Consider the following 13,342-nt stretch of genomic DNA (forward strand, 5'->3'; position numbering starts at 1 on the left):
GCATCGGCTGAAACCATTCAATATGTCAATGAGAGAAGATTTCTAATTAAAAATATGACGTTATGCATTGTTTTTAAAGCTTTTGTGAACTCTGTAATATTTTTTCACAGTTATGTGCTCGTTGTCATACTTTGAATAATTAGCGTTATTTTTAATTGATAATTCGCGTCGCGAAAAATAGTCTGTGTGGCAGCAGCAATCTACAGAGCGGTTGTTTTTCGCAACAGAAGTTTTTAGCAGTAATGGCTGGTGGTTATTGCTCCCCAGCAAAAATTTTACCCACTAGGGTTTTTTTGAGGCTAAACCTGTGAGCTGTGGTGGACACAGGCAACGCACTTTAAATGTGATGTCAAAGAGGAATTTTTTCATATGGTTACGCACGGTGCTAAACGTAAAACGCTGGCGCTCGCAGTCGCGGGTGCATTGTTAGGAACGGGGTTCATGGTAGCCCCAGAGGCCAAGGCTAAAGGCTTTATTGATGATTCGTCACTGACCGGTGGGATTTATTATTGGCAGCGTCAGCGTGACCGTAAAGATTTAACGCCAGGGAGTGCGGAGTACGGCAAATATGTCGCCAACTTGCACCACTCTACCTTTAACGCCAATCTGGATTTCTCTTCCGGTTATGCGGCTGACATGTTTGGTATTGACTTGGCTGCTTTCGGCGCAGTTGAAATGACCAACAGTGGCCCGGCAGCGCCAAACGAAATTGGTTTCAGTGATGCTAAAACCCGTTGGGATGAGAAATGGACCGGTGATAAGAGTGGCGTCAGTGTTTATAAAGCCGCAGCCAAATTTAAGCTAGGTGATTTCTGGGCGCGGGGGGGTTATATCCAACCAACGGGTCAGACACTGCTCGCACCACACTGGAGCTTTATGCCAGGGACCTACCGTGGGGCTGAAGGTGGTGCTAAATTCGATTTTGATACTGCCGGTGCCTTGTCCATGTCTTACATGTGGACTGATGAATATAAAGCGCCTTGGTATCAGAATATGTACAACTTCCGCCAGGCTGATGGCAAGACCGGCGTAAGTTATCTGCACTCAATCGGTGCTAAATACGATTTCAAAAACAAACTGGTGATGGAAGCGGCATTTGGCCAGGCAAAAGATTACATGGACCAGTATTTCGCCAAGGCTTCTTACGCCTTCCCGGTGGCTGGCAATGATCTTCGTACCTCTTATCAGTTCTACGGCGCAAAAGATAAAGTTGATGGCGGTGCCAGCAATGTAAACGACGTCTATGACGGATTAGCCTGGCTACAAGCGCTGACATTGGGCTACACCACCGGTCCATTTGACTTGCGTCTTGAAGGTACCTGGGCCAAAGCTGACGGTAACCAAGGTTACTTCCTGCAACGTATGACGCCAGGCTATGCGACCTCTAATGGCCGTTTAGATGTTTGGTGGGATTCCCGCTCTGACTTCAACGCCAACGGCGAAAAAGCGCTGTTTGGTGGCGTGATGTATGACCTGAAAAACTGGAATCTTGCGGGCTGGTCAGTGGGAACCTCCTATGCGTATGGCTGGGATGCAAAACCAAGTACTAACCCAATTTATGACCAGAATACGCGTCTGAAAGAATCTGCTTGGAACTTTGATGTTCTCTACACCCTGCAAGAAGGCCGGGCGAAAGGCACGCTCTTCAAACTGCATTACACCATGTATGACAACCACACCAATATTCCAAGCTTTGGCGGCGGTTTTGGCAACGTATTCCAGGATGAAAAAGACGTTAAATTCATCGTGATTGCACCCTTTACCATCTTCTGATGTTGACCACTTTTTGATTGCCATCCCCGGTAACCAACCCGGGGACATAATGGAGCACCCGCCATGAAGAAAATGCTTTTTATTATTACCACGGTATTGGGATTAAGTGCCTGCGCACCACAAACCCCAGTTCAACCGGAAGATAGCAAACTCAAACAAGCCTACAGCGCGTGCATCAATGCCAGCGAAGGTTCGCCAGAAAGATTGATCCCCTGCAAGGCGGTGCTAGATGTGCTGAAACAAGAGAAAGCGCATCAGGCTTTTACTGAGAAAGAGACCGTTCGAGTGTTGGATTATCAGCGTTGCATTGATGCTGCACATACCGGTAATGGTCAGGCCTATGACGCGCAATGCGGAAAGCTGTGGCAAGAAATACGCAGTAATAATAATCCAGATAAATAATATCCAAGATAAAAATATTAGGATAACGGTAATTGAGCTAACAATAACGCTGCTAGCAGCAATACTGTCAATAACCGTTCTGGCAGCTGTTATTAATTACGGATGAGGTTAGTGATGAATAAATTCAAATTAAATGCTTTAGCGGCGATAACCGCAACCTTTGGCTTGATGGGATATGCCAATGCTGATACCCGTAATCAGCAACTTGTTGATCAACTCAGCACATTGAAAGTTAATTATAAATTGTTGGATAACCGTGCTGCTGAAAATGGCGTTGATTGTGCCAAACTGGGTGCCGACTGGGCATCTTGTAATAAAGTCATGATTACTCTGACCAACACCGGGGATGAGATAGTCGGCCAAGACTGGGCTATTTATTTCCATAGTATCCGCCAGATTCTGACCGTCGATAACAGTCAGTTTAAAATTACTCATCTGACGGGTGATTTGCATAAAATTGAACCTACCGCCAAATTCACGGGTTTCCCCGCCAATCAAGCGGTTGAAATCCCTATTACTGGCGAATACTGGCAGTTGTTTGCCACTGATTTTATGCCGCGCTGGTATGCCACTGCTGGCGATGCTAAACCCAAAGTACTAAAAAATACCGATACCGAAGATATCAATGAGTATCTGACACAGTTTACCGGCGATCAGTGGAAACGCACCAAAGATGACAATAATGTGCTGATGACGCCGGAATCACGCTTTGTTAAAAACGAAGCAGTAAAAACGTTATCTGTGGCTAACTTGCGTGGGCAAATAATCCCTACGCCTATGGAGATTAAGCTCTATAAACAGGATGTGGATCTGAGTCACGGGGTTGCGCTGGATCTGAGTGTATTGCCAAAAGCTGCCGCAGAGGCAGCTCAGCAGCGCTTCGAATTACTGGGTCTGAAGGCCAATTCAGCCGGTTTCCCGATAAAAACAGTGATTCAACCTGCCGCGTTTAAAGGTGACTTAGCGGTTTCCGGTGCTTACGAGCTGAAAATCGGCGAGAAAGGGGCACAGGTTATTGGTTTTGATCCGAGCGGCGTGTTCTATGGCCTGCAATCCATTCTATCGTTGGTTCCGACTGACGGCACTAAGACTATTGCCACTCTTGAGGCGAAAGATGCGCCACGTTTTGAATACCGTGGTGTGTTCCTCGATGTTGGCCGTAATTTTAAAACCAAAGATGCAGTGCTGCGCTTACTTGATCAGATGTCAGCTTATAAGCTGAACAAATTCCACTTCCATCTAAGTGATGATGAAGGCTGGCGTATTGAAATCCCAGGCTTACCCGAATTGACCGATGTTGGTAGCAAACGTTGTCACGATTTGACGGAGAATACCTGCTTGCTGCCGCAATTGGGTTCTGGCCCAGACAGCAATAATATGGGTAGCGGCCATTTCACTCGTGATGATTATATTGAGATTCTGAAATATGCCAAAGCACGCCAGATTGATGTGATCCCTGAAATCGATGTGCCAGCACACGCCCGTGCAGCCGTAGTGTCGATGGAAGCCCGTTACAATAATCTGATGAAACAAGGCAAAGAAAAAGAAGCTAACGAATTCCGTCTGCTTGACCCGACTGATGATTCCAATACCACGTCAGTTCAGTTCTATGAGCGTAAAAGCTATCTCAACCCATGCCTCGACTCCTCTAAGCGGTTTGTCGATAAAGTGATTGGCGAAATGGCGCAGATGCATAAAGAAGCCGGTATGCCACTGACTACCTGGCACTTTGGTGGCGATGAAGCGAAAAATATCCGTTTGGGTGCGGGTTATCAGGACAAAAACGGGCCGATTGAAGCGGGTAAAGGCATTATTGATAAGAGTGTTGAAGATAAACCTTGGGCCAAATCACAAGTTTGTCAGGATATGGTCAAACAAGGCAAGGTGCAGGATGTTGAACATCTTTCCAGCTATTTTGCCATTGAAGTCAGTAAGTTGGTTAATGCTCACGGCATCGAGAAGATGCAGGCTTGGCAGGATGGGTTGAAAGACGCCAAAGATGCTAAAGCGTTTGCCACTAAACGCGTTGGCGTCAACTTCTGGGATACCCTCTATTGGGGTGGTGCTGACTCAATCAATGATTGGGCCAATAAAGGTTATGAAGTGGTCGCGTCAAATCCAGATTATGTCTACTTCGATATGCCATATGAAGTTAATCCGAATGAACGCGGTTACTACTGGGCAACCCGCTTTAATGACGAAGCGAAAGTATTCAGCTTCGCACCAGACAACATGCCGCAGAATGCCGAGACCTCAGTGGACCGCGATGGTAATCACTTCAGCGCGAAAAGCGATAAACCTTGGCCGGGTGTACATGGTATCTCGGGTCAGTCATGGAATGAAACCGTCCGTACTGATGAGCAGATGGAATACATGATCTTCCCGCGGATGTTGCCATTGGCTGAGCGTGCCTGGCATCGCGCTTCGTGGGAGCAAGACTACAAAGCGGGCCGCGAATATCAAGGTGGCCAGACGCACAGGGTCGATACCAAGGCGTTGGACATCGATTGGCAACGTTTTGCCAACATCATGGGCCAACGTGAACTGGCAAAACTGGATAAAGCCGGTGTGTCATATCGCTTGCCTGTCCCCGGAGCTCGGGTTGTGGCAGGAAAGTTGGAAGCCAATATCTCACTGCCGGGCCTGATTATCGAGTATTCAACTGATGGCGGTAAGCAGTGGCAGAAGTATGATGCTAAGGCACAACCTACCGTGAGTGGCGAGGTGATGATCCGCTCCACCAGCCCAGACGGTAAGCGTAGTAGCCGTGCTGAGCCGGTTAAAGTCTGAAAATTGGTAGTATCGAGCTGTGTCTAATGTTATCTCCTGTTTGCTTTATTTTTTGGCTAAACAAATTTAAGTGAAGTTGAGTTGATGGTTTTTCCCCCGGCAGGTCCGGGGTTTTTTTTGCTGCAAAATTGGTGCAGCTCGCTAAAGGGGGGAGAGTCAATAAATGGGGGCGATAAACAGTAAATTTGTCACTCAGGAAAGATCAATAACGGGGTAGATACGGTGTTGCGGATAGCTAGCAGGCGAACGAACCCAGAGCATCGCTAACACTCTAGTGGCTTTAAGTAGCAAGGGGATAAATAAATATCAAGGGCATAAATAAGAACGACCACCTGACTCCCAACCGAGAGATACTCAGGTATAGAACGGGAAAGGTGGCCATCTTGCTGATAGCTTATGTTAACCAAACAGTAGAACCTATCAATCTGGATTAAACATAAGCCGTAGTGTATTCAGTGCTTAAAATCTTTATAAGATAATGCTTTCAAACCACATTATCTTTTATCGTGTGCCGACTCGTTTTCACGGCAATCACCGGTCTCACAATGGCCGTACAGATACAGACTGTGATTGGTCAGCTTGATACCATGCTGTTTAGAAATTTCACGTTGAAGCGATTCAATGGATTCATTGCTAAACTCAATCACTTTGCCGCAATCCAGGCAAATCAAGTGATCATGATGCTGCTGCTGCGTCAGCTCAAAGACTGATTTACCGCCTTCGAAATTGTGGCGGGTAACAATACCGGCATCATCAAACTGGTTCAGTACGCGGTAAACCGTGGCTAAACCAATCTCTTCACCAATATCGATCAGCTTTTTATAAAGATCTTCCGCGCTGACGTGGTGGCACGCCGGATCTTGCAACACTTCCAGAATTTTAAGCCGGGGCAGTGTTACTTTAAGGCCTGCGTTTTTTAAGGCTTTGTTGTTGTCAGTCATGCGGATTCAGTCCTGTTACTATCGATTCAAATTAAGGCTGTTCAGCCTATGACATCCGTGGCGCAATAATTACAATTGCGTCTCATTATAGAACTGCTAGCCCCAAATGAAAACCGTGGTTGTTAACAAAGATATAATTGCACACTTTGTAAAATTAATCATGCAGTGTATTGATGAATGGGGATAACACATCATTTAAGTGTACAGTGACGAGCGATAAAGTTACAAATTTGTAGCAGTTTATTTTCATTTTGCGCGCAGGAAGATGTGGATCTGTGGGCCGCTTAACAAAGCACAATCGGATAGCCGGACGCGCTGCTCACCGGGGATGGGAGCTAAAGAGAGAGAAAACAACGTTATGACAAAAAGCACAGATCAAAAGGATAAAAGGCAACGGAAACGCCCGGCAGTGTTGAACACGACCATAGCGTTTCCGACAGGCTTGATTAACCCACGATCTCAGACAGGCTCAGTTCTTCAGTAATCTGTTTTACCCATGCCTCAACCCGCTCATTGGTAAGTTCTGGCTGACGGTCTTCATCAATTGCCAGACCAATAAAGTGGTCGTCATCCGCCAGACCTTTGGACGCTTCAAAATGGTAGCCCGCAGTTGGCCAATGGCCCACGATTGCGGCACCACGTGGCTCAATGATGTCGCGCACGGTACCCATCGCATCACAGAAATATTCTGCGTAGTCTTCCTGGTCACCACAACCAAACAGCGCCACCAACTTGCCATTGAAATCGATCTCTTCCAGTGTTGGGAAGAAATCATCCCAATCACACTGCGCTTCGCCGTAATACCAGGTTGGGATCCCAATCAGCAAAATATCGAAGCCTTCTAAATCTTCTTTACTGCTTTTGGCAATGTCGTGAACCTCAGCAACATCTTTGCCCAGTTGCTTTTGGATCATCTTGGCAATGTTTTCAGTATTGCCAGTATCGCTGCCAAAGAAAATGCCTACAGTTGCCATATAGCTAAATACCTTTTAAATTCAAATAGTTATGCAAATTACTGAGCGTTCTGCCCAATATTATAACACATGTATAGGGCGACATAATGCCAGAGAACCCCATCAGGCTTTTATCAAGTTTATGCGATATTAAATTTTTGTGAGTCGCTCAACCTTATAACTCCATTGCCGATAACCGTTGTGTAACTGAATAGTTGCAATTTGCGGTGCCAGGGGGAAATCCGTCAGATGAAGGTCTGCCGGCAAAGGAGTTGTCGTTAGCTGTATGAACGTCCTTTATTGCTTTTCGGTCATCAAATAACACCAGAGTCTCTAACGGTAACTATCCGATATATAAGGGGAACGAACATGCAGTTTTTAAAAAATATTACTATCAGGGCGGCATTGCTTTGGGTACTTGGCGCATTTTGTCTGCTCTGGGGCGGTGTATCGGCTTATACCTTGTTATCACTCAACCAACTGACACAATCCTCCAACGCGAATACTGTGTTGGTTGAAAATATGAATTTGGTTAATCAGGGGACGGATCAATATTTCCGTATGGTGACACGTCTGTCTCGTTCAGTAGATTACCGCCAGAGCGGTAATATCGTGGATGCTGACAAAGAATTGAAATCATCCAATGTTGCCTTGGAAAACCTGAAGCAAAAGTTGGCAGAATTTAAAACTATTGACCATGCACAGTTAGACTCCGCTTTGGTTAGCGGCGTGATTGATGGGTGGAGTGGGTTAATTGAACAAGGGGTTACGCCGCTGTATCAAGCTGCAATGGACAATAACAGCGCCGCTTATCAGGATTTAGCGAAAAAAACGGTACCTGCATTGAGCCGCCAGTATGGTTCAGTGGCTGAAAAGTTTAATCAGGCGGCATCAAAAGCTATCGGAGTGGCTAAAGATCAATTCTCTCATTTGACCAAAGTGAGCAGCATTACCCTTATCTCAGCGCTGATCGCCGGTCTGGTGATTTTACTGGCAACAGATCGCTATCTGGTTGCCAACCTGGTGCGCCCACTGGACGATATTCGCGAGCATTTTCGCGTGATTGCTTCTGGTCAGCTTGGTCTGCCTATTGCTGATTTTGGTCGCAACTGTGTTGGGCGGTTATTCCCGCTGCTGCGTGATGTACAAACCAGTTTGGTGAATACTGTTCAGGCAATTCGTAGTAGCACCGATGGGATCTATCATGGTGCAGCCGAGATTTCAGCCGGCAACACCGATTTGTCATCCCGCACTGAGCAGCAAGCTGCGGCGCTTGAAGAAACAGCAGCTAGCATGGAGCAGTTAACCGCAACCGTAAAACACAATGCTGATAATGCGCACCATGCCAGTCAACTGGCGGCCAATGCCTCCGCCACCGCGAAAAAGGGCGGAATATTGGTGGCAGATGTGGTTAACACCATGAATGAGATTTCAGCCAGTTCGCGGAAAATAGCCGATATAACGACGGTAATTAACAGCATTGCTTTTCAGACTAACATTTTGGCACTGAATGCAGCCGTTGAAGCCGCCCGTGCCGGTGAACAAGGTCGTGGCTTTGCTGTGGTTGCCAGCGAGGTACGTAATCTTGCACAACGCAGTGCACAGGCGGCGAAGGAGATTGATGGCTTGATTAATGAGTCGGTTAGTCGTGTCAGTAGTGGTTCGGCCTTGGTGGAGAGTGCTGGTATTACTATGGATGAAATTGTTCGTTCCATCACCAATGTGACCGATTTAATGGGTGAGATAGCTTCTGCATCTGATGAACAGAGCAAAGGTATTAGCCAGGTCGGACAAGCGGTGGCAGAAATGGACAGCGTGACACAGCAAAATGCCGCGTTAGTACAGCAAGCTTCCCGTGCTGCGGCCTCGCTAGAAGAACAGGCCACTCAGTTAAACCGGGCGGTGGCGGTGTTTAAACTAAAGGCAGATGACGAACGAGTAAAACCGGCAGTGAAAACGCGGACCAACCCATTAACCGCAGCACCTGCCAGCGCGAGAGTGGATAGCAACGCAAACTGGGAAACATTCTAAAAACCGCTAACAACCCGGTGACTTCAGTATGGGTGGGATAAAGTAAAAACGGCGTAGCGTAAGTGATTACGCCACGCCGTCGTGGTAACCGATAGGGTTAAAACCCTTCTTGTGAGTGGGCTAATTGAGCCAGCAACATTTGTTCAATCAGCTCACTACGGCTGATGTTACGCTGCTCTGCAAGGCTGTTGAGAGCATCGACGGCATCGGCATTAATCTTCAGTTCCACGCGTCGTAAGCCACGCACTTTATCGCGCCGTAGTTGATTCCGCTTATTAATTCTAAGCTGCTCATCACGGGATAATGGATTTGTTTTCGGACGCCCCGGACGGCGTTCATCTGCGAACAGATCCAGCGTCGTGCGATCCGTTTGTTCTTTTGCCATAGGTAGCAGTACTACAAGGGATTTACATCAGAAAGCGTAACGAAGCCTTGTCTGACGATTCGGTTTACATGTTTCAGGTTGAGAACATAGCTTGAGCGCATTGAATAACCTATATACCAGCAGCCTGAATTTGCATTTGCACCGGTTACGATCTGTGAACAGCGACCGAAGTCCGCAGCAAAATTAGAGCGCGCCATAATACCCCAGCCAACTGAGCAACGACAATGCTTTACTGTGATTAGATTGTGCTAATTCGTTCTTTTTTGCACAATTTTTCCACAGGAAATACATTTTTTTTCCCCAGGGGATGATTTTTAATCAATCCCCATCGTGCGCTGTACTTTTTTTATTCAGCCTCTTTTTCATCGGTGCTGTTTTCATCAATAAAACGGTGGATAGCCCGCAAGACAGAATCCGGCTTTTCCGCATGTACCCAGTGGCCAGTCCCTGCGACCACATAGGCACGGGCTTGCGGGAATTGGCGGGCAATATCATCACGATGGCTATCTTGAATATATGGCGACAGCTCACCGCGAATAAAGAGGATTGGGTGCGGCCACGGTGGAATAGGTTGCCAGCCGACAATATTTTCGTATTGATCCCAGAGTGCGGGCACATTAAACCGCCATTCGCCGTTGTGGAATGATTTCAATAAGAACTGAATGACCCCTTCTTCTTTTATCGACTCACGCATCAATTGAGCGGCTTCTTGTCGCTGGGTTATACCCGCAGCACTCACAGCATTGAGGGCAGTAAAGATAGTGTCGTGGCGGCGTACTTGATAGTTGACCGGGGCGACATCAATCGCGACCAGCTTTGCAATACGATGAGGAGCAATTGCTGTCAGTGCCATTGCCACTTTACCCCCCATCGAATGGCCGATAATAATGGCTTTCTCTATTGCGAGGTGGTCGAGCAGCTCCAGCACATCCTGGGCCATTGCAGGGTAATCCACTTGCGGTGAGCGGGGTGATAAACCATGGTCACGCATATCAACCTGAACCACGGTATGATCTTTTTGCAAGTCACGGGCCAAAACACCCAGGTTATCCAGATTACCAAATAGCCCATGAATCAGCATGATTGGCAGGGAAGGTGTGGCAGAAAGCGCGTTTTGTAAGCGGAAGTTTAATTTCATAGCGACGTTCATACTGAGAGATAATGTGGTTAGGATATCATGGCGGAACAAAGGTGTGCTGTTACACAATTATTTGCCTTATCATCAGTCATATGTAGATTATTGAGTTGCTGTGGGTGGGGCGGGCCATTTATCCCGATAAAGCCATTATAAAGGTACTCGTCAGCGCACTTTGACTTTATAATCCTAAGATATGTATAAGAAAGTAGAAACCCGTACTGGATAAAGATGAAAACTATTGAACTCGACGAAGAACTTTATCGCTATATTGCCAGCCATACGCAGCACATTGGCGAGAGCGCGTCTGATATTTTACGACGTATGCTGAAGTTTACGGCCGGTCAGCCGGTACCCAGTATCCCTGCCAGCACTGATGCGGTGAAAGCGGCGGCAGCTCCAGCACCACGAGATCGGGTTCGTGCAGTGCGTGAATTGCTGTTGTCCGATGAGTATGCAGAGCAAAATAGGGCGGTTAACCGCTTTATGTTGGTGTTATCCACACTTTACACGCTGGATGCACAGGCGTTTACCGAGGCGACTGAATCATTACATGGTCGCACCCGGGTTTATTTTGCGGGTGACCAACAGACATTGTTGCAAAACGGGACGCACACCAAACCCAAACATGTCCCAGGTACGCCATACTGGGTTATTACCAATACCAATACCGAGCGTAAACGCAGTATGGTGCAACATCTCATGCTGGCAATGCAGTTCCCGCCGGATTTGACCGAAAAAGTGTGCGGGACTATTTAATTTCGTTGAACCGATACCCAAAGAAATTGGAGTTGCAGGTAGGCAGCAAGCGAACGACAAATGGGTTGTAAACCATGTTGAACAGCACTTGCACTGGCCCGCAGGGTGAGCCTCATCAGAGGCTCCTAATCCCGATGAACTTACGCAAATAAGCGATTCGGGTGAGTGAACGCAGCTTGCGGCTCCAAATGCGAAGGGGATATATAGGGAGTAGTGACTGTGGCCAATCACCCTCGTGCCGGGCAACCCGCTCAGCAAAGCGATTTGATAAATGTTGCGCAGTTAACGTCGCAATATTATGTATTGCAGCCAGATGCTGAAAATCCGGCCCATGCGGTCAAATTTGGCACCTCCGGCCATCGTGGCAGTTCATTACGCCACAGTTTTAACGAAGCACACATCTTGGCAATCGCTCAGGCGATCGCAGAAGTTCGTCATCAACATGGCATTAGCGGCCCGTGTTATGTGGGTAAAGATACCCATGCACTCTCTGAACCGGCATTTATCTCGGTATTAGAAGTGCTGACGGCGAATGGTGTGGATGTCGTGGTACAGCAAGATAATGGTTTTACACCAACCCCGGCGATTTCACATGCTATTCTCTGCCATAATGTGCAGGGGAAAGCCTTGGCTGACGGCATTGTTATCACACCGTCACACAATCCGCCTGAAGATGGTGGCATCAAGTACAACCCACCGAATGGCGGCCCGGCCGATACCAATCTGACCTCGGTAATTGAAAAAAGAGCTAATCAGTTACTCAGCCTGAAATTAGAGGGCATCAAACGCCAAACGCTGGATAAAGCCTGGCGTGGTAATCATCTGCGTGAGCAAGATTTGATTCAGCCGTATGTTGCAGGCTTGGTGGATGTGGTCGATATTCCGGCTATTCAACGTGCTGGTTTGAAATTAGGTGTTGATCCTCTCGGTGGCTCCGGTATTGCTTATTGGCAACGTATTGGTGAGCACTATAAGTTGGATCTAACACTGGTTAATGATTCTATCGATCAGACCTTCCGCTTTATGCATCTGGACCATGATGGCGTGATCCGGATGGATTGCTCGTCAGAATCCGCCATGGCTGGCTTATTGGCGTTACGCGATAAATTTGATTTAGCTTTTGCTAACGATCCCGATTATGACCGCCATGGTATTGTGACTCCGGCAGGGTTGATGAATCCGAATCATTATCTTGCAGTATCGATCAATTACCTGTTCCAGCACCGTCCGCAATGGGGCGCTGAGGTGGCCGTGGGTAAAACTCTGGTCTCCAGTGCGATGATTGATCGCGTGGTGGCTGATTTAGGCCGTAAGTTGGTAGAAGTCCCGGTCGGCTTTAAATGGTTTGTTGACGGTTTGCACGACGGTAGCTTTGGTTTTGGCGGTGAAGAGAGTGCTGGGGCCTCCTTCCTGCGCTTCGATGGCACGCCGTGGTCTACTGATAAAGACGGTATTATCATGTGTTTGCTGGCAGCAGAAATCACAGCAGTTACCGGTAAAAATCCACAGCATCACTATGATGATTTAGCTAAACGCTTTGGCGCACCGAGCTATAACCGTATTCAGGCTCCGGCGACTCAGGCGCAAAAAAACGCGTTGTCTAAACTGTCACCTGAGATGGTAACAGCCAACATGTTGGCGGGTGATCCTATTACTGCCCGTTTAACCACCGCGCCAGGCAATGGTGCATCCATTGGCGGCCTGAAAGTGATGACGGATAACGGCTGGTTTGCGGCGCGTCCATCCGGTACTGAAGACGCTTATAAAATTTACTGTGAAAGTTTTATCAGCCCAGAGCATCGTGAAAAGATAGAGCAGGAAGCCGTAGATATTGTCAGTGATGTACTGGCAGGGGCTAAATAAACCGCTGATTAAGAGTATCAGGCCAGAATCAAATAACCGGAGGTTGTTATTAGGTTCTGGCTTTTTATCATTGATAACGAAAGTCAGTTAGTGATTACAACATGGTACTCTAACGTTAGTGGCGAATAGCCCCTGAGCTAAACTTTGGGTGGATATATTTTCCTTTGATATAGATCGTTCTAGCGGAGCCGCCTCTTTGGGTGCGAAGGACGATAGGGCATCAATGATCATCCCAATACTGGGTAATGCACCACCACCGTTAGCGTAATCGTAGTCAAAATTATACTCTAAATCATAGTTAATCTGATTG

At 47.3% G+C, this 13,342-nt stretch carries 11 protein-coding genes; 6 read left to right on the forward strand and 5 right to left on the reverse strand.

The genetic code is table 11. The features are described 5' to 3' along the window. Positions 1 to 369 precede the first annotated feature (369 nt). From chiP to V1952_RS15055, 3 genes are all read left to right on the forward strand, one after another. A complete protein-coding gene (chiP, locus tag V1952_RS15045) occupies positions 370 to 1,773 on the forward strand; it encodes a chitoporin ChiP (protein WP_083159637.1) in 1,404 nt (467 codons plus the stop codon). Between the two features lie 63 nt (positions 1,774 to 1,836). Beyond that, positions 1,837 to 2,175, forward strand: coding sequence for a ChiQ/YbfN family lipoprotein (gene chiQ, locus V1952_RS15050; protein WP_083159636.1), 339 nt, complete (start codon positions 1,837 to 1,839; stop codon positions 2,173 to 2,175). Between the two features lie 114 nt (positions 2,176 to 2,289). After that, positions 2,290 to 4,965 carry a beta-N-acetylhexosaminidase gene (locus tag V1952_RS15055; protein WP_372558342.1) on the forward strand — a complete coding sequence of 892 codons (2,676 nt, stop codon included), beginning with the start codon at positions 2,290 to 2,292 and terminating at the stop codon, positions 4,963 to 4,965. 494 nt (positions 4,966 to 5,459) lie between these two features. Here V1952_RS15055 and fur read toward each other — a convergent pair whose 3' ends face one another. After that, positions 5,460 to 5,906, reverse strand: a complete 447-nt coding sequence (gene fur, locus V1952_RS15060) for a ferric iron uptake transcriptional regulator (protein WP_420075019.1) — start codon at positions 5,904 to 5,906, stop codon at positions 5,460 to 5,462. 446 nt (positions 5,907 to 6,352) lie between these two features. Continuing rightward, complete coding sequence (gene fldA, locus V1952_RS15065; RefSeq protein ID WP_083159633.1) at positions 6,353 to 6,880, reverse strand: flavodoxin FldA; 528 nt, start codon at positions 6,878 to 6,880, stop codon at positions 6,353 to 6,355. Between the two features lie 348 nt (positions 6,881 to 7,228). Between fldA and V1952_RS15070 the strand changes: the two genes are divergently transcribed. Continuing rightward, positions 7,229 to 8,890, forward strand: a complete 1,662-nt coding sequence (locus tag V1952_RS15070) for a methyl-accepting chemotaxis protein (RefSeq protein WP_420075020.1) — start codon at positions 7,229 to 7,231, stop codon at positions 8,888 to 8,890. A gap of 97 nt (positions 8,891 to 8,987) precedes the next feature. Here V1952_RS15070 and ybfE read toward each other — a convergent pair whose 3' ends face one another. Further along, complete coding sequence (gene ybfE / locus V1952_RS15075; protein ID WP_005163374.1) at positions 8,988 to 9,275, reverse strand: LexA regulated protein; 288 nt, start codon at positions 9,273 to 9,275, stop codon at positions 8,988 to 8,990. Positions 9,276 to 9,621: 346 nt separating this feature from the next. Beyond that, positions 9,622 to 10,413: an esterase gene (ybfF, locus tag V1952_RS15080; RefSeq protein WP_372558344.1), complete on the reverse strand. Its 792-nt coding sequence runs from the start codon at positions 10,411 to 10,413 to the stop codon at positions 9,622 to 9,624. A 228-nt stretch (positions 10,414 to 10,641) separates the two neighbouring features. Between ybfF and seqA the strand changes: the two genes are divergently transcribed. Both seqA and pgm read left to right on the forward strand, forming a co-directional pair. Continuing rightward, entirely contained in the window at positions 10,642 to 11,169 is a 528-nt protein-coding gene (gene seqA, locus V1952_RS15085; RefSeq protein ID WP_372558345.1) for a replication initiation negative regulator SeqA, read from the forward strand. A gap of 219 nt (positions 11,170 to 11,388) precedes the next feature. Then, positions 11,389 to 13,032 (forward strand): phosphoglucomutase (alpha-D-glucose-1,6-bisphosphate-dependent), encoded by a 1,644-nt coding sequence (gene pgm, locus V1952_RS15090; protein ID WP_372558346.1) that lies wholly within the window; start codon positions 11,389 to 11,391, stop codon positions 13,030 to 13,032. Positions 13,033 to 13,119: 87 nt separating this feature from the next. Here pgm and V1952_RS15095 read toward each other — a convergent pair. Next, positions 13,120 to 13,342 (reverse strand): hypothetical protein (locus V1952_RS15095; protein WP_420075021.1); only part of this gene is annotated, 223 nt, incomplete at its 5' end.

This window comes from Yersinia sp. 2542 StPb PI, from assembly GCF_048593855.1.
Taxonomy (GTDB): Bacteria; Pseudomonadota; Gammaproteobacteria; order Enterobacterales; family Enterobacteriaceae; genus Yersinia; species Yersinia enterocolitica_E.

What these genes read in the sequence shown, in the direction of transcription:
- chiQ (WP_083159636.1), top strand. Translation starts at nt 1,837, where the DNA reads ATGAAGAAAATGCTTTTTATTATTACCACGGTATTGGGATTAAGTGCC.
- seqA (WP_372558345.1), top strand. Translation starts at nt 10,642, where the DNA reads ATGAAAACTATTGAACTCGACGAAGAACTTTATCGCTATATTGCCAGC.
- ybfE (WP_005163374.1), bottom strand. Translation starts at nt 9,275, where the DNA reads ATGGCAAAAGAACAAACGGATCGCACGACGCTGGATCTGTTCGCAGAT.
- V1952_RS15070 (WP_420075020.1), top strand. Translation starts at nt 7,229, where the DNA reads ATGCAGTTTTTAAAAAATATTACTATCAGGGCGGCATTGCTTTGGGTA.
- V1952_RS15055 (WP_372558342.1), top strand. Translation starts at nt 2,290, where the DNA reads ATGAATAAATTCAAATTAAATGCTTTAGCGGCGATAACCGCAACCTTT.
- ybfF (WP_372558344.1), bottom strand. Translation starts at nt 10,413, where the DNA reads ATGAAATTAAACTTCCGCTTACAAAACGCGCTTTCTGCCACACCTTCC.
- chiP (WP_083159637.1), top strand. Translation starts at nt 370, where the DNA reads ATGGTTACGCACGGTGCTAAACGTAAAACGCTGGCGCTCGCAGTCGCG.
- fldA (WP_083159633.1), bottom strand. Translation starts at nt 6,880, where the DNA reads ATGGCAACTGTAGGCATTTTCTTTGGCAGCGATACTGGCAATACTGAA.
- fur (WP_420075019.1), bottom strand. Translation starts at nt 5,906, where the DNA reads ATGACTGACAACAACAAAGCCTTAAAAAACGCAGGCCTTAAAGTAACA.